The following is a 14,620-nucleotide window of genomic DNA, read 5'->3' on the forward strand; positions in this document are numbered from 1 at the left end:
GAAGCGCGTCGGATGGGGCGCGGGTTAGGCGGTAGTTAGGCCGCGATAGCCGTTCCCTGCCAGGCGGCATGGGTCGGGGGCGCGGACGTCATGACTGCGCGCGTGAGCTTACGGCGTGCCTTCGTCTCGTGGACGGCAACGGATGCTGTTAGGTCGGCAACGCCAGCATGGTGCTTGGCGGTGGCCTGAATGCTCGCGATGATCGCGGCGAGGGCCGACTCGGATTCGGTGCGACGCTCGGTGAGGGACGCGGTCAGCGCGTGGTGCTCGGCGAGGGCCTCGCGGCGGGTGTCGATCGCGGCTGCCTCAGCGCGAAGGTCAGCCATGACTATCAGCGGCGGATGGTCTTTGAGAAGGCTCAGGCCATCGGCGAGCGAAACGACCTCGGGTGCAGGGTTGGCGTGAGCCTCTCGCGCCACCGCACGGAAGCGGACCCGCATGGCTGTGCGAGCAGGAGCAGGCAGGGGCGCGGGCCTGAGCGACGTGCTCAGTGATCGCGTACCCTGATCCATGCGGACTGTCCTCCGTCGTGCCCCCGAGCCGTTCCAGCGGCGGCGGGGGCGTTTCTCTGCCTGCACCCGGGCGGGTGCGTTGGGGCCAAACGTACGGGCGACCATACGGTCATGGCATCCGCGACACGCCGAAGAATGCAAGGTTCACGCGGACTGTGCAGCGAATGATGAAGAATGCCCCGGCGTGTCGCACGTGGGTGTGTCGCGCCGGGGCATTCTGCGGTTTTAGGCGGTGAAGTGCTTCTCGGCGTAGTCGCACGCCGCGAGCAGTTGGCGAGCGGCCTCACGAGCTGCGGCGATGCCTACGATCGGATTCCCGGTGACGCCTTGCATGTCGTGGTGGAACTCAGGTTCGTCGACGACCACGTCTGCGTGGAACTCAGGTTCGTCGACGACCACGTCTGCGTGGAACTCAGGCGGATTCGTCGACATGGCTGGCTTGTCGAGGCTCGCGGTCTGGACCACTTGCCAGCCTCCGATTGTCGTACCTCGGTGGTAGAAGGTTCCGTCGAATTGCCATTCGGGTGTGGTGGTGGATGCCATGGTGCTCTCCTTGTCGTTGGTGTTCTTCGTGGCTGCTGTGGTGGTCGCGGTCGAACGGCTCGGACACCCTTCGGGTGCCAGAAGCTTTGACCCCCTTTCCCCGCCGAAGCGAACCCCCTGGCCTGCCGATCCCCAGGACACGCCGAGTAGACCCGCCCCAAGAGGGGTAGGGCCTTACCCGAACCGACAGGACGTGCCCCGAGGCCTCGGGGGCGCGCAACCCTGCCAGCGATCCCGCCGCGCTCGGGATCAATTCGCGGTGCCCCGCTGGTTCACGGCTAGGGGGCATGGAACGCCGAAGGCTAGAAGCCCTACGCCACCCCCGACAGGTGCCGGGGACGACATAGGGCCGCTAGGCGGGGGCGAGCAGCGTGGTGATGCGTCGGGACTGGTCGGCAGTGAGCGGGGGAGCCTTCGCCACGACGGAAGCGACATATGCGGTGAGCGCTCGGTCTGCGAGGTGCGCGGTGATCCTGTCCTGACGCTGGCCCTCGGGAATATCAAGGCGATCCCACGCGAGGGCGGCGGCGTCGCGGCGCTCCGTGGCCTCATCAGCGAACGTGCGCGCGGTGATCGCGGCAGCGCTGGCGGGGCGTCGGGGTGTGTCGGTACGCTGGTTCATGTCGGGCTCCCTTGAAGTCCGTCCAGGCCCCCGGACCGTTGGCGCGGTTGCGGGGGCATTTCTTTGTCTTTCAAGGCCTTTTTAGTCTGTCGTGGTCCCGGTGATCTTCCTCATCCTTCCCGTCACCGTTCTCTTCGCCGCATACCCGGGGCTCGCGGCACTCCGGCTCGACTTCTGAAGGAGGAGATATGACCAGGATCAAGGCTGCATGTGCAGCATGGAGGCATCGCCAGGGGCCGTTCGAGGACAGGGGAGACGTGCCGGGATGGGTGCTGATCACCTTGATGACTGCCGGGCTCGTCGCCGCGATCTGGGCGGTCGCCGGGCCGGCCCTCACCGGGCTGTTCGACGATGCGATCGCCTCAGTCACGGGTGCGTGACGTGAGGGCGGATCGCGGGAGCGTGATCACCGAGCAGCTGATGGGCATGGTGCTGGTCGTGCTCCTCGCCCTCGGCGTCATGCAGGTCGCGCTCGCGGTCCACGTGCGCAACACCATGATCGAATGCGCGGTCGAAGGCGCGCGTCTCGCGGGGCGTGACGGAGCCGACCTCGCCGACGGTGAAGCGCGCGCCAAGAACCTGGCAGCACAGGCGATCCCCGGCATCGTCACGACGGCGCATGCTCACCGCACCACGGTCGGTGGGCTGCAGGCTGTCGCCGTCGAGCTGTCGGCGTCGATGCCCGTGATCGGCCTGTGGGGCCCCGGGGACTTGAAGGCGCGCGGCACCGCGCTGCAGGAGGGTCCGGGTGCGTGACGTCCGTTCGTGTATCCCTGGCAGCGACCCGGATGGCGAGCCGCGAGCAGCTCCTGACGTCGGGGCCGCCGCAGTGGAGCTCATCGCGCTGACGGTGCTCCTGCTGATCCCGGCGCTGTACCTGATCGTCACTCTAGGGCGAGTGCAGGCCGCTGCGTACGCAGCGGAGGACGCCGCGCAGACCGCGGCCAGGGTCGCCGTGCTCGTCGGCGTAGCGAACCTCGAGTCGGGCGGGTCCTACCCTGGCGCGCTCGATGAGGCGAGCGCACGGGCAGAGGCGGTCCTCCCCGTCGCTTTGGGCGACTTCGGCTTCGCAGCGGACCAGGCGACGCTCGCCCTCGCATGCACCGCTGACCCGTGCCTCACGCCCGGCTCGAGCGTCCTCGCACACGTGACGGTGAACGTGCCGCTTCCCGGTGTTCCCGGCCTCGTCTCTGCAGCGGGCCTCGCAGTGCAGGTGTCCGCCGATGCCACCTCGCCCGTCGACTCGATGGCGGACCAGGCGTGAGGCGGCGGGCGCCCCGGCATCGCGACCGCGGCAGGGCCGACTTCTCGGACTCCGGGAACGTCACCGTGCTCACCCTCGGCGTCGTCGCGGTCCTGCTCGCGGTCGTCCTGGTGGTGGCGTCGTCCACCGCAGTCCAACTGCAGCGGGTCCGTCTACTCCACCTCGCCGACGAGCTGGCGCTCGACGCCGCGGACTCCGCAGACGTCGGGGCCTACTTCGCCGGGGACTCCGGCGCTCCCGACGTCGCCGGGGTGGCCCTCGCGACGGCACGCATGACGACAGCTGTGGACGATCATCTGGCAGCCGCGAGCGAGCGCCACGGCGTCCAGGGCGCCGCCGTGGCCGACGTGACCACCCCCGACGGATCGACGGCGGTCGTGGAGGTCGAGCTACGTGTGCATCCCCTGTTCGACCTGAGCGCACTGGCGCCCTTCGCCGACGGGATCGTCCTGCGAGCCGAGTCGAGCGCGCGCGCCTCCTGACTCCTGCCGCGAGAGCTGCGCCCTCGCACCCCGTGCCGGTCGCGCGCGTTCGGGCCTGCGCGAGCCCGCTTCCTGCCGGCAGTGCTCGCACCACGATCTCACGGCCGCGCGAGGGCGCGATCTCGCGGCCGCGCGAGGGTGCGATCTCGCGGCCGCGCATCGGGCAAATCGCCCAAGGCAGGGACTTAGGTCCCCTGGCCGGACCCGCCTCCAGGCGTGGGATGGAAGGCAGGTGGTCCTGCGTCGGCGCAGGGCCGCAGGCGGTGCGGCGCGCACCCCGCATGCCTCACCGTCCGACGGGGAGGAGAGGGAATGATGCGCAAGAGAGCAGTACCGATCGCGGGTGCCGTGCTGGTCGCGGCCATGCTCGCCACGCCAGCCGCGGCGAAGGGCAGGCCGACCGCCGAGGACTTCGGCAACAACCTGTCGCAACCGTCGATGTACGTCCTCGGCGAGGGCGTCACAGCGATACCGTCGACGGCGCCGCAGCCGCGCGTCGCGTGCGACGGTGCGCCCCACGCACCCGGAACCGATGGGGTTCCTGCCACGACCGACGGCTACTGGCTCCAGAAGACCGCCGCGACGTGGGGTGGCACGTGCGTCACGGCCTCGCAGGCGACGGTTCGTGTCGACTGGGGCGACAACCTCATGGGGGACACCGCGCTGAAGGCAGGCAAGGTGATCCGTGTCGAGGTCGGGCTCGAGGCCCTGACGACGAGCGGCGGCGACCTGACGCCTGCCGACGCCATCGGCTACACGATCGTGAACCTGTCGGAGGAGGGTGTGCCTGACCGGCTCGCGGTCTACGGCACCGCCGACACCGTGGGGTCCCCGTCACCGGTGATGGTGTGGGATCACGACGCCGACCTCACGATCGCTACCCTGGCCGACGACGGCTCGGTGTCGGCCTCCTTCACCACTGTCGCGACTGCCGAGGTCAACTCGACCGGGAAGATCGTCTACGGCTTCAACTGGGGTCAGAAGGGCGACTTCCCGCCAGCGGGCGACTACGTGATCACGTTCACCGTCTCGGACGACACCACGATCGCGTGCGTCGTCGGGTGGGATCCCGACACGATGGATCGCCACGACCACAGCGTGTCGCTCGACATCACCCTGAGCGCAAGTGCAGGAGGTGGGTCGCACGCCCGCTAGGTCGACGGCGGCACGACCCGGACGCCCCCTGCGCCCTCCCGGTCAGGAGGCGTCTGCGGTCTGCGCCGCGTCGACCGCTGCAGCCCACGCGTCGTCCGCGGTGAACTCGCCGGCCTCCACCTGGTCGACGACGTGCTCGACCGAGGTGCGGATCGTCGTGTTCTTCTGTGCGTAGTAGATCTCACCGGTGAGGTCCTGAGCGGTCTTGGTGAAGATCGTTCCGATCGGCGCGTTGTTGAAGAACGAGTCGGAGTAGGCCTGGATGCTCGCGTCGGTGTAGAGGGCCGGGGTCGCGGGGAACGCGCCCACCGCCTGGAAGCGGGCCAGCTGCTGGGCGTCCTCCATGAGCCACTGGATGAACGCGTAGGCGGCGGCGGTCGTCGCCTCGTCCGACTGTGCGGGGATCGTGTAGTAGCTCGCCGCCCAGTTGCCTCCCGCGCCGGGGATGTCGGCGACGTCCCATTGGCCCGTGAAGCCCTCGGGAGCATTCGTCTGGATGTAGGCGAGCATCCAGGACGGGCAGAGCACTGCGGCGTAGGTGTCGTCGTACAGCCCGGCGGTCCAGTCGTCGGTCCACTGGGTCACGTTGGCGGAGATCCCTGCGGTGGCCGCCTCGACCGCGGTGGTGAACGGGGCCTGGACCGGGTCCATGGCGAGCGCGTTGTCACGATCGTAGAAGCTCACCCCCGCCTGCATCATGAGCGGGTTGAGCAGGGTCTCGGCGTTGTCCAGGAAGTAGTGGCCGCTGGAGGTCGTGTACTGCTCGGCGGTGCTGAGGAAGCCGTCCCACGAGTCCCCCATCTGGGCTGACAGCTCTGTGCGGTCCCCGGGCAGGCCCGCTGCCTCGAGCAGGTCGCGGCGGTAGCACAGGGCGAGGCCTGAGACGGACGCAGGCAGGCCGATGGTGGCGGAGCCGTTCGCGTTGCTCGCCTCAGCCCACGCCCACGGGAGCACCGTCGACTGGTACTGGGACGCCCCAAGGTCGAGCAGGTTGACGAACCCGTCCGATTGGCCGACGAAGCTGGGCATGTACGCCTCGTCGAGCACGGCGATGGTGGGTGCGCCGGAGCCCGCGACGAGAGCGTTCTGAAGGGTGTCGTGCAGGTCGGCATAGCCCGACTGGGTGACGGTGATCGTCACGTTCGGGTGGTCCGCCATGTACTGGGTGGCGAGCGCCTCGAGGCCGATGTCTCCGACGGTCGCGACGGAGATGCTGACGTCCTGCGCGCTCGCGGACGGGGAGGTGGACGAGTCCGCATCGCTTCCGGTGCAGGCGCTGAGCACGAGTGCTCCCGCCACTGCCGTGGCCACGACTCCCGTCGCAGTCCTCCAGGTCATCGAGTGCTCCCTTGTCCGTGTTGCACGCCCGGGCAGGCGCCCCCTCACTCTATCTGCGAGCAGCGACGGGTTCGCCCGCGGGGTGCGGCCGATGCGGCGTGACGTCAACGCGCGGGGCGACGCCAGCGTTGCGCCTCGCGTCGCCTGGCCGCCCTGGCGAGCGTCCCGGCCGCCTATGTCGCGCGCGCGGTAGGGGCCGTGGGTAGCGTGGTCCGCACAGTGGGGCCAAAGGTCCCGAGAATTACTGGACACGACGTTCTACTTTGGTCGTGGACATGCGGCCGACCGGGCCGCGTGGTCGCACCCCCGGCGGGGTCCAGAACCGTCGAGGAGAGTAGAGGCCCCACCGGGCCTCCAGCGTGAGGAGTTCCGCCAATGACCATCACTTCCCCCACCGGCGCTGACCTCGACGCCGTCCGCGAGCACGCGTGGCGTGGTTTCACGTCCGGCCCGTGGCGCGACGCGATCAACGTCCGTGACTTCATCCAGCTGAACTACACCCCGTACGACGGCGACGACACGTTCCTCGCCGGCCCGACGGAGCGCACCACGGGCGTGTGGGCCAAGCTGTCGGCGATGTTCCCGGAGGAGCGCGAGAAGGGCGTCTACGACGTCGACTTCGAGACCCCGGCCACCATCACCGCGCACAAGCCTGGCTACATCGACCAGGACAACGAGGTCATCGTCGGTCTGCAGACCGATGCGCCCTTGAAGCGCGCGATCATGCCCTTCGGCGGCTGGCGCATGGTGGTCAAGGAGCTCGAGACCTACGGCTACCCGGTGCTCCCGGAGCTGGAGAACATCTTCAGCAACTACCGCAAGACCCACAACGACGGCGTGTTCGACGCCTACCCCCCGAACGTCCGCGCCGCGCGCAGCTCGCACATCGTGACCGGCCTTCCCGACGCGTACGGCCGCGGCCGCATCATCGGTGACTACCGCCGCGTCGCCCTCTACGGCGTCGACGCCCTGATCGAGGGCAAGAAGATCGAGCGCATGTCGCTCGACATGGAGCGCTCCACCGAGGACATCATCCGCGACCGCGAGGAGAACTCGGAGCAGATCAAGGCGCTCAAGGAGCTCAAGCAGATGGCGGCCTCGTACGGCTTCGACATCTCGGGCCCGGCGACCACCGCCAAGGAGGCCGTGCAGTGGCTGTACTTCGGCTACCTTGCCGCGGTGAAGGAGCAGAACGGCGCCGCGATGTCGCTCGGCCGCACCTCCACCTTCCTCGACACCTACATCGAGCGTGACATCGCCGAGGGCACCCTCACCGAGTCCGAGGCGCAGGAGATCATCGACGACTTCGTCATCAAGCTGCGCATCGTCCGCTTCCTCCGCACGCCCGAGTACGACTCGCTCTTCTCCGGCGACCCGACGTGGGTCACCGAGTCGATCGCGGGCATCGGCACCGACGGCCGTTCGCTGGTGACGCGCACCTCGTTCCGCTTCCTCCAGACCCTGTACAACGTCGGCCCCGCCCCCGAGCCGAACCTGACGGTGCTGTGGAGCGACAAGCTGCCCCAGGGCTTCAAGGAGTTCTGCGCCAAGGTCTCGATCGACACGTCGGCCATCCAGTACGAGTCCGACGACCTGCTCCGCGACCAGTGCGGTGACGACGCGGCGATCGCCTGCTGCGTGTCCGGCATGGAGGTCGGCAAGCAGATGCAGTTCTTCGGCGCTCGTGTGAACCTCGCCAAGGGTCTGCTGTACGCGATCAACGGTGGCCGCGATGAGGTCTCCGGCAAGCAGATCTCGCCGGTGACTGCCGCCGTCGAGGGCGACGTGCTCGACTACGACGACGTGCTCGCCAAGTTCGACGTGTTCATGGACTGGCTGGCCGAGACCTACGTGGACGCGCTCAACTGCATCCACTACATGCACGACAAGTACGCCTATGAGCGCATCGAGATGGCGCTGCACGACCGCGAGATCCTGCGCACCATGGCCTGCGGCATCGCCGGCCTCTCGGTCGCCACCGACTCGCTGTCCGCCATCAAGCACGCCACGGTGACGCCGGTCCGCGACGAGACGGGCCTCGTGGTCGACTACAAGATCGACGGCGAGTACCCCGCCTACGGCAACGACGACGACCGCGCCGACGACATCGCCGTGGACCTGGTGCGCCGCTTCATGGAGAAGGTGCGCAAGCAGCCCACCTACCGCAACGCCAAGCACACGCAGTCGGTGCTCACGATCACGTCGAACGTGGTCTACGGCAAGGCGACGGGCAACACGCCCGACGGTCGTCGCGCCGGCGAGCCCTTCGCCCCGGGTGCCAACCCCATGAACGGCCGTGACAACCACGGCATCATGGCGTCGGCGCTCTCGGTCGCGAAGCTGCCCTACGACGACGCTCAGGACGGCATCTCGCTGACCACCTCCGTCGTGCCGTCGGGCCTGGGCCGTGACAAGGCGGAGCAGGTGAAGAACCTGGTCGGCGTTCTGGACGCCTACACGGTCAGCGCCGGCTTCCACATGAACGTCAACGTGCTCAACCGTGAGACGCTCGAGGACGCCATGGAGCACCCGGAGAACTACCCGCAGCTCACGATCCGCGTGAGCGGCTACGCGGTGAACTTCGTCCGCCTGACGCGCGAGCAGCAGCTCGACGTCCTGTCCCGCACGTTCCACGCGGGCCTGTAAGACAGAATCAGGTACGACGCCCCGCCCCTCGCTGGGCGGGGCGTCGTCCCATCTGCACACGATTTCGATACGGCGAGGAGATCCCCACCATGCCCGACGAGCCTGTACCCGTGCAGCTCCTCCTGTCGCCTCCCATGGAGATCGCTGACAAGGAGCTCGAGGAGAGCGAGAAGCTGGCGTCGCCCGTCACCGGTTCCGTCCACTCATGGGACCTCGTGACCGGAGCCGACGGCCCCGGCACGCGCATGACCCTGTTCCTCGCGGGCTGCGGCATGCGCTGCCAGTACTGCCAGAATCCCGACACGTGGCGCATGAAGGACGGCGTGCGCCACTCGGTGGACGAGGTGATGGAGCGCGTCACCCGCTACGCGACCGTCATGAAGGTCACCGGGGGAGGCCTGACCATCTCCGGCGGCGAGCCGCTGCTGCAGTCCAAGTTCGTGATGAGCATCTTCCGTCGCTGCAAGGACCTGGACATCCATACGGCGCTCGACACGGCGGGGCTGCTCGGCTCCCGGCTCACGGACGACGATCTCAACTACGTCGACCTCGTGCTGCTCGACATCAAGTCGGGTCTGCCCGAGACCTACCAGCGGGTGACGGGCCGCCCGCTCCAGCCGACGCTCGACTTCGCACGGCGCCTCGACGCGCTCGACAAGAAGGTCTGGATCCGCTTCGTCCTGGTGCCGAACCTGACCGACGCCGTCGAGAATGTGGACGCCGTCGCGGACTTCGTCGCGACCCTGGGCAACGTGGAGCGCCTCGAGGTGCTGCCGTTCCACCAGCTGGGCCGCGAGAAGTGGGAGCTGTCCGGCGAGCCGTACCTTCTCGAGGACACGAAGCCGCCCACCAAGGAGCTCATCGAGCGGGTCAAGCAGCAGTTCGCGAAGCGCGGCATCAACGTGATGTGACCGGTCGGCGCCCTCCGCGGGCGTTGACCGGCGCACGGCTTCGACTGCTGAATGCGTGGTCTGCCACGTTAAATCCTTGTGAAATCGCGGTCTCCTGGCTCTCTTGATTGCTAATCTTTCGTCAGGGCAAGCGTGCCCCGACGTGAGTCGCTTCGTGGCTCATGCCCGACGGATCGTGCCAGGCCGACGACCGTCTTCCGCCACGCACACGCCCGTCGCCAGGCCGGTCGGGTGGAGCAATCATGGCAATCACGCTCGATCGTTCGCGCATCGCCCGCCTCATCGAGGAGCAGTCGGCGCTCTTGAACGAGCGCACCGGCAGGTCTCGCGAGATGTATGCGCAGGCCTCGGTCCACCTCTCCGGCGGAGTCGCCTCGAGCTATCAGGGTCGCGACCCGTGGCCCATCTACATCGACTCGGGCTCGGGCGACCGCATCACGGACGTGGACGGCAACGAGTACTACGACTTCCACAACGGCTTCGGGTCGATGGTGCAAGGCCACGCGCACCCGGCGATCGGTGACGCGTTGGGCAAGCGGTACCCGCTCGGAACGCACTTCGCCGCGGCGACCGAGGACTCGATCGTGGTCGCCGACGAGCTGGCCCGTCGCTGGGGCCTTCCCAAGTGGCGCTTCACGAACTCCGGCTCCGAGTCCACGATGGACGCGATCCGCATCGCCCGCGCCTTCACCGGGCGCGACACCGTGATGAAGATCTTCGGCAGCTACCACGGTCACCACGACACCGTGATGGTGTCGATCGGCGTCGAGTACGACAAGATCGGCGACCGCGAGAACCTCGCGTCGCTGCCGTACGGTGCGGGCATCCCGCAGGCTGTGGTCGACATGACGATCGCCGTCCCGTTCAACGACGCTCCAGCGATGGAGCGCCGCATCGAGCGCCTTGCCGCCGAGGGCCGTCTTCCCGCCTGCGTGATCATGGAGGCGGCGATGATGAACCTGGGCGTCGTGCTCCCGGAGCCCGGCTACCTGGAGGCGGTCCGCGAGATCACCGCCAAGCACGGCATCGTCCTCATCTTCGACGAGGTCAAGACGGGCCTCACGATCGCGCCCGGTGGCGCCACGGAGAAGTTCGGTGTCACGCCTGACCTGGTGACGCTCGCCAAGGCTCTGGGCGGTGGCCTGCCGTCGGGCGCGATCGGCGGCACCGAGGAGGTCATGGCGGTGGTCGAGAGCGGCAAGGTCTACCAGGTAGGCACGTACAACGGGAACCCGCTGTCGATGGCCGCCGCCCGCGCCTCCCTCTTCGAGGTGCTCACGCCCGCGGCGTACGAGCGTCTGGCTGAGCTCAACGACCGCATCGTGAACGGCTGCCAGGCCGTGATCGACAAGTACGACCTGCCGGGTTACGCCGTCGGCATCGGTTCCAAGGGCTGCGTCACGTTCGCCACGGAGAAGATCGTGGACTACGAGACCTTCAAGGGCGCCCAGGACGTGCCGCTGTCCGAGCTCGCGTGGCTGTGGAACATGAACCACGGCATCTTCATGACGCCAGGTCGTGAGGAGGAGTGGACCATGTCCGTCGTCCACTCGGACCAGGCGGTCGACGCGTACATCGCCGCCTTCGACTCGCTCGCCGCGGCGCTCACGGAGGCCGGCGCCTGATGACCGTCGAGGCCTCCCGCACCACCGTCTTCGAACGCGAACCCGCCGACCCCGCGGTGGTGAGGGAGGCCCTCGCCGGCTCCCGCCTGACCCCGTTCTGGCTCGATGGCCTCGAGCGCCCCGACCACGCGCCGCTGGCGGGAGTCGTGGAGGCGGACCTCGTCGTCGTCGGCGGCGGATACACGGGCCTCTGGACCGCGGTGCTGGAGAAGGAGCAGCGTCCCGACTCGCGCGTGGTCCTGCTGGAGGCCGAGCGGATCGGCTGGGCGGCGTCGGGTCGCAACGGCGGCTTCTGCGAGGCGAGCCTGACGCACGGCCGCGAGAACGGCGAGAGCCGCTGGCCCGACGAGATCGAGCGGCTCGAGGAGCTGGGCCTCGAGAACCTGGACCAGATCGCGGCGACGGTCGACCGTTACGGCATGGATGTCGATTTCGAGCGCACGGGAGCGCTCACGGTCGCCGTCGAGCCGCATCAGATCGACTGGCTGGGGGAGGCGGCGTACGACGCCGACGGCACGAGGGCGCTGGTCGACTCGCCGACCTACCTGGCGGGCGAGCTCGATAGGGAAGGGTGTGCGCTGGTGCATCCCGGCAAGCTCGCCGTGGAGCTGGCGCGCGTGGCTGTGGAGCTGGGCGTCGTGATCCATGAGCGGTCCGCCGTGACGGAGCTGTGCGACGGTGGCGTGAAGACCGGCAGGGGTGAGGTGCGTGCCGCTCGCACCGTGCTGGCCACCAACGTCTTCCCGTCGCTGCTCAAGCGCAACGCGCTCATGACGGTGCCCGTGTACGACTACTCGCTCATGACCGAGCCGCTGAGCGCCGAGCAGCGGGCATCGCTCGGGTGGGAGGGGCGTCAAGGAGTGGCCGACATGGCGAACCAGTTCCACTACTACCGGCTCACGGCCGACGACAGGCTGCTCTTCGGCGGTTACGACGCCGTCTACCACCCGGGCCGCAAGGTCAAGGAGGCGTACCAGGACCGACCCGAGTCCTACGAGCGGCTGATGGGTCACCTGCTCACCACGTTCCCGCAACTCGAGGGCGTGAGGATCTCGCACCGCTGGGCGGGCGCCATCGACACCTGCACCCGCTACTGCGCGTACTTCGGCACGGCTCGGAAGGGGACGGTCGCGTACGCTGCAGGCTTCACGGGTCTGGGCGTGGGGGCGTCGCGTTTCGCGGCGCGCGTGATGCTGGACCTGCTCTCGGGTCACGAGACGGAGCTCACTCGGCTGGAGATGGTGCGCGAACGGCCGCTGCCGTTCCCTCCGGAACCTCTCGCGATGGTAGGGATCGGCATGACGCAGTGGTCCCTCAACCAGGCCGACCATCGTGAGGGACGCCGCAATGCGCTCCTGCGGACTCTCGACCGGTTGGGCCTGGGCTTCGACTCGTGACGGAGGAGCACGCCGCGGACGCTGTATTGGAACCAGGGACGATGCTGGATCCGGGGATGTTGCTCGAGCCCGGTCGGTCGGTGGCGGTGGTCGAGCTGTCGGTGCCGCTCGAGGCGCTGCCCGACTCGCAGGTCGAGTCGGGCTCTCCGCTCGCGGGAGCAGTCGCGCTGACGGAGGTCGGCGGCGTCGAGGTGGGTGTGTGGGAGCACACGCCTGGCGTCTCGACCGACGTCGAGGTCGACGAGGTCTTCGTGGTGCTGTCAGGCCGGGCGACGATCGACTTCACCGACGGCTCGGCTCCTGCGCTCGTGGTGGGGCCGGGCAGCATCGTCCGTCTCGCCGAGGGTCAGACGACGCGGTGGACCGTGACCGAGACGCTGCGGAAGGTCTACATCGCTTGAGAAGCGACACGCGTGGGCACTCCCGCCTGAGTCGCGCCCCAAGCGGCAGTGAGTCACCCGTCAGATGCAGCGAGGTCTGAGAAGCGACACTGGCTTACCCGGATGGGCGGGCGCGTGTGCGCCTATGTCGTGGCTGCCGGGTTCAAGGCGCCTGATGCGGTGAGCGCCGCCCATGCCTGCGAGCGGCCCGCGACCGTCGTGAGATCCAGCCCCAAGAGCCGCTGCGCCTGCTCGATGCGCGCGCGCACCGTGTGACGGTGCACCTCGAGCGTGCGTGCGGCGGCGTCGTGCCCGCATTCGGCGCCCATCCAGGCGATCAGGGTCGGCATGAGCGCGGTTCCGTGCTCGCGGTCGTGCGCGCGCAGCGGCTCAAGGGTGGCCTCCGCGAGCTGCCTCGCATCGTCGTGTCCGAGAGCGGCGAGCATCCCGAGCTGTGCCGAGTCCTCGAAGCGGACGAGCCCTGTGCGGCCACGGGTGAGCGCGATCCGTGCTCGGGTGAGCGCGTCGCCGTACTCGTCCCAGGAGTGGGCGACTGACATCCCGACCGGCTCGGATACGGCGGCCAGCGCTACCTCGGCCCCGTTCGGTGGGCCGAGGATGATCGCCTCCGACTCGTGGCGCACCACCAGGAGCGTGGGATGCCGGCTCAGCGCCGTCATGAGGTGGGGCGAGGGATGCGGTGCGACAGCGACTGCGACCGGCGGGTGCGGCAGATGGATGCCCGCGGCGTCCGCGACCGCGCGCGCCAGTGAGTCGTCGCCCCGGTCGATCGCGGCGAGGATCCCGGCGGCGAGCACCTCTCGGCCGTGGTCCACGTCCGCGCGTCGTTCGCCTGCGGCTCCCGCGATCGCCGCAGCGGTGGTGACGACGCTGCGCGCCTGCTCATCCAGGCTCGCGGCGACGGCGAGCACCCCTTGCCCGCCGCCGTGCCCGAGCGTCTGCAGCGTCACCGGGGTGTCGCCCACGGTGAACGAGCCGCCCGCCGCGACCCTCCGGGCGGTGAGGCCCACGGCCTCGACCCGCACCCGCGCCGCGGCGTCGGCGTCCAGGCGGCCGGCGGGGTGCTCGTGCAGGAACCTGCCGCCCGCGTCGACCACTGCGACCCAGGCGTCGAGCCTCCGTGAGAGCTCCGCGATGACGGCGTCGGTCCCGCGGCGTCCCAGTGCGGCGACAGCGACGGCTCGCTGCGCGTCGAGCGCCCAGGTGCGGCGGGCGTAGGCGGCCGCGGCGACGGCCTCGGCGTTCGCGCGCGCGACTGCGATGAAGGGCGTTCGGTACGGCACCTCCCAGACGGGTATGGCGTGGATCCGGCACGCGCGCAGCAGGGGGGCGGGGATGCCGTCGCGCACCACCTCGGTCCCGAATCCGAGGCCAAGGACGCCGCGGCGGCGGAGGCGCTCGACATACGCGTCGTAGTCGGCATCCGAGTCCGCGTCGGCGAACTGCGTGCCGGTGGTGAGCAGGACGAGGCCTTCGGACAGGAACGGGGTGGGGTCCAGGAGGTCGGAGCTGTGGACCCAACGGATCTCGCGGTCGAGCGCGTCCGCGGGCAGGTCGGCGGGGTCGCTGGCGAGCCGCAGGTCGAGTCCGTGGCGCGAGAGCAGGGCGCGCAGCGTGGGGCGGGGGACGTCCATGGCCCGAGTCTGCCACGGTGTACAGCAAGTGAACCAGGAATGTACACCGCGGCGAGTGAGTGTCGGTAGGGCCGTCCCTAGGCTCGGCGC

The 14,620-nt window shown here is 69.1% G+C and carries 15 protein-coding genes; 10 read left to right on the plus strand and 5 right to left on the minus strand.

Annotated elements, in window-relative coordinates; all coding sequences use genetic code 11:
- Positions 1–35: 35 nt before the first annotated feature.
- From RN607_RS03555 to RN607_RS03565, 3 genes are all read right to left on the minus strand, one after another.
- The gene (locus tag RN607_RS03555; RefSeq protein ID WP_313544396.1) at positions 36–326 is read right to left on the minus strand and encodes a hypothetical protein; all 291 of its coding nucleotides are present in this window, start codon (positions 324–326) and stop codon (positions 36–38) included.
- Between the two features lie 411 nt (positions 327–737).
- Positions 738–1,055: a hypothetical protein gene (locus tag RN607_RS03560; RefSeq protein WP_313544397.1), complete on the minus strand. Its 318-nt coding sequence runs from the start codon at positions 1,053–1,055 to the stop codon at positions 738–740.
- 352 nt (positions 1,056–1,407) lie between these two features.
- On the minus strand, positions 1,408–1,677 hold the full coding sequence (locus tag RN607_RS03565; RefSeq protein ID WP_313544399.1) for a hypothetical protein: 270 nt from the start codon (positions 1,675–1,677) through the stop codon (positions 1,408–1,410).
- A 188-nt stretch (positions 1,678–1,865) separates the two neighbouring features.
- Here RN607_RS03565 and RN607_RS03570 point away from each other — a divergent pair, with 188 nt between their 5' ends.
- The 5 genes from RN607_RS03570 to RN607_RS03590 all read left to right on the plus strand — a co-directional run bounded on the left by RN607_RS03570 (position 1,866) and on the right by RN607_RS03590 (position 4,578).
- Entirely contained in the window at positions 1,866–2,057 is a 192-nt protein-coding gene (locus tag RN607_RS03570) for a hypothetical protein (RefSeq protein ID WP_313499940.1), read from the plus strand.
- Between the two features lie 22 nt (positions 2,058–2,079).
- The gene (locus RN607_RS03575) at positions 2,080–2,433 is read left to right on the plus strand and encodes a TadE/TadG family type IV pilus assembly protein (protein WP_313544401.1); all 354 of its coding nucleotides are present in this window, start codon (positions 2,080–2,082) and stop codon (positions 2,431–2,433) included.
- Positions 2,426–2,941: a pilus assembly protein gene (locus RN607_RS03580; RefSeq protein ID WP_313499943.1), complete on the plus strand. Its 516-nt coding sequence runs from the start codon at positions 2,426–2,428 to the stop codon at positions 2,939–2,941. The genes RN607_RS03575 and RN607_RS03580 overlap by 8 nt, the downstream gene beginning before the upstream one ends.
- Positions 2,938–3,423: a pilus assembly protein TadG-related protein gene (locus RN607_RS03585; RefSeq protein WP_313499944.1), complete on the plus strand. Its 486-nt coding sequence runs from the start codon at positions 2,938–2,940 to the stop codon at positions 3,421–3,423. The genes RN607_RS03580 and RN607_RS03585 overlap by 4 nt, the downstream gene beginning before the upstream one ends.
- A gap of 312 nt (positions 3,424–3,735) precedes the next feature.
- Entirely contained in the window at positions 3,736–4,578 is an 843-nt protein-coding gene (locus tag RN607_RS03590) for a hypothetical protein (RefSeq protein ID WP_313544403.1), read from the plus strand.
- A 42-nt stretch (positions 4,579–4,620) separates the two neighbouring features.
- Here RN607_RS03590 and RN607_RS03595 read toward each other — a convergent pair whose 3' ends face one another.
- Entirely contained in the window at positions 4,621–5,916 is a 1,296-nt protein-coding gene (locus tag RN607_RS03595; RefSeq protein WP_313499946.1) for an ABC transporter substrate-binding protein, read from the minus strand.
- 375 nt (positions 5,917–6,291) lie between these two features.
- Here RN607_RS03595 and pflB point away from each other — a divergent pair, with 375 nt between their 5' ends.
- The 5 genes from pflB to RN607_RS03620 all read left to right on the plus strand — a co-directional run bounded on the left by pflB (position 6,292) and on the right by RN607_RS03620 (position 12,896).
- On the plus strand, positions 6,292–8,562 hold the full coding sequence (gene pflB, locus RN607_RS03600) for a formate C-acetyltransferase (RefSeq protein WP_313499948.1): 2,271 nt from the start codon (positions 6,292–6,294) through the stop codon (positions 8,560–8,562).
- An 89-nt stretch (positions 8,563–8,651) separates the two neighbouring features.
- Complete coding sequence (gene pflA / locus RN607_RS03605) at positions 8,652–9,473, plus strand: pyruvate formate-lyase-activating protein (protein WP_313499950.1); 822 nt, start codon at positions 8,652–8,654, stop codon at positions 9,471–9,473.
- A 242-nt stretch (positions 9,474–9,715) separates the two neighbouring features.
- Entirely contained in the window at positions 9,716–11,098 is a 1,383-nt protein-coding gene (locus tag RN607_RS03610) for an aspartate aminotransferase family protein (protein ID WP_313499952.1), read from the plus strand.
- The gene (locus RN607_RS03615; RefSeq protein WP_313544405.1) at positions 11,098–12,495 is read left to right on the plus strand and encodes an NAD(P)/FAD-dependent oxidoreductase; all 1,398 of its coding nucleotides are present in this window, start codon (positions 11,098–11,100) and stop codon (positions 12,493–12,495) included. The genes RN607_RS03610 and RN607_RS03615 overlap by 1 nt, the downstream gene beginning before the upstream one ends.
- Positions 12,496–12,551: 56 nt before the next feature.
- The gene (locus tag RN607_RS03620) at positions 12,552–12,896 is read left to right on the plus strand and encodes a cupin domain-containing protein (protein ID WP_313544407.1); all 345 of its coding nucleotides are present in this window, start codon (positions 12,552–12,554) and stop codon (positions 12,894–12,896) included.
- A gap of 122 nt (positions 12,897–13,018) precedes the next feature.
- On the opposite strand, the gene RN607_RS03625 is transcribed toward RN607_RS03620, so the two are convergent.
- Entirely contained in the window at positions 13,019–14,530 is a 1,512-nt protein-coding gene (locus RN607_RS03625; RefSeq protein ID WP_313544409.1) for a PucR family transcriptional regulator, read from the minus strand.
- Between the last annotated feature and the right edge of the window lie 90 nt (positions 14,531–14,620).

It is taken from the genome of Demequina capsici (assembly GCF_032102965.1).
GTDB classification, from domain to species: domain Bacteria; phylum Actinomycetota; class Actinomycetes; order Actinomycetales; family Demequinaceae; genus Demequina; species Demequina capsici.

Bases quoted from the DNA above. Each gene is read 5' to 3' on its own strand.
- RN607_RS03610 (WP_313499952.1), top strand. From the start codon at position 9,716: ATGGCAATCACGCTCGATCGTTCGCGCATCGCCCGCCTCATCGAGGAG.
- pflB (WP_313499948.1), top strand. From the start codon at position 6,292: ATGACCATCACTTCCCCCACCGGCGCTGACCTCGACGCCGTCCGCGAG.
- RN607_RS03555 (WP_313544396.1), bottom strand. From the start codon at position 326: ATGGCTGACCTTCGCGCTGAGGCAGCCGCGATCGACACCCGCCGCGAG.
- RN607_RS03570 (WP_313499940.1), top strand. From the start codon at position 1,866: ATGACCAGGATCAAGGCTGCATGTGCAGCATGGAGGCATCGCCAGGGG.
- RN607_RS03560 (WP_313544397.1), bottom strand. From the start codon at position 1,055: ATGGCATCCACCACCACACCCGAATGGCAATTCGACGGAACCTTCTAC.
- RN607_RS03565 (WP_313544399.1), bottom strand. From the start codon at position 1,677: ATGAACCAGCGTACCGACACACCCCGACGCCCCGCCAGCGCTGCCGCG.
- RN607_RS03620 (WP_313544407.1), top strand. From the start codon at position 12,552: ATGTTGCTCGAGCCCGGTCGGTCGGTGGCGGTGGTCGAGCTGTCGGTG.
- RN607_RS03615 (WP_313544405.1), top strand. From the start codon at position 11,098: ATGACCGTCGAGGCCTCCCGCACCACCGTCTTCGAACGCGAACCCGCC.
- pflA (WP_313499950.1), top strand. From the start codon at position 8,652: ATGCCCGACGAGCCTGTACCCGTGCAGCTCCTCCTGTCGCCTCCCATG.
- RN607_RS03595 (WP_313499946.1), bottom strand. From the start codon at position 5,916: ATGACCTGGAGGACTGCGACGGGAGTCGTGGCCACGGCAGTGGCGGGA.
- RN607_RS03625 (WP_313544409.1), bottom strand. From the start codon at position 14,530: ATGGACGTCCCCCGCCCCACGCTGCGCGCCCTGCTCTCGCGCCACGGA.
- RN607_RS03590 (WP_313544403.1), top strand. From the start codon at position 3,736: ATGATGCGCAAGAGAGCAGTACCGATCGCGGGTGCCGTGCTGGTCGCG.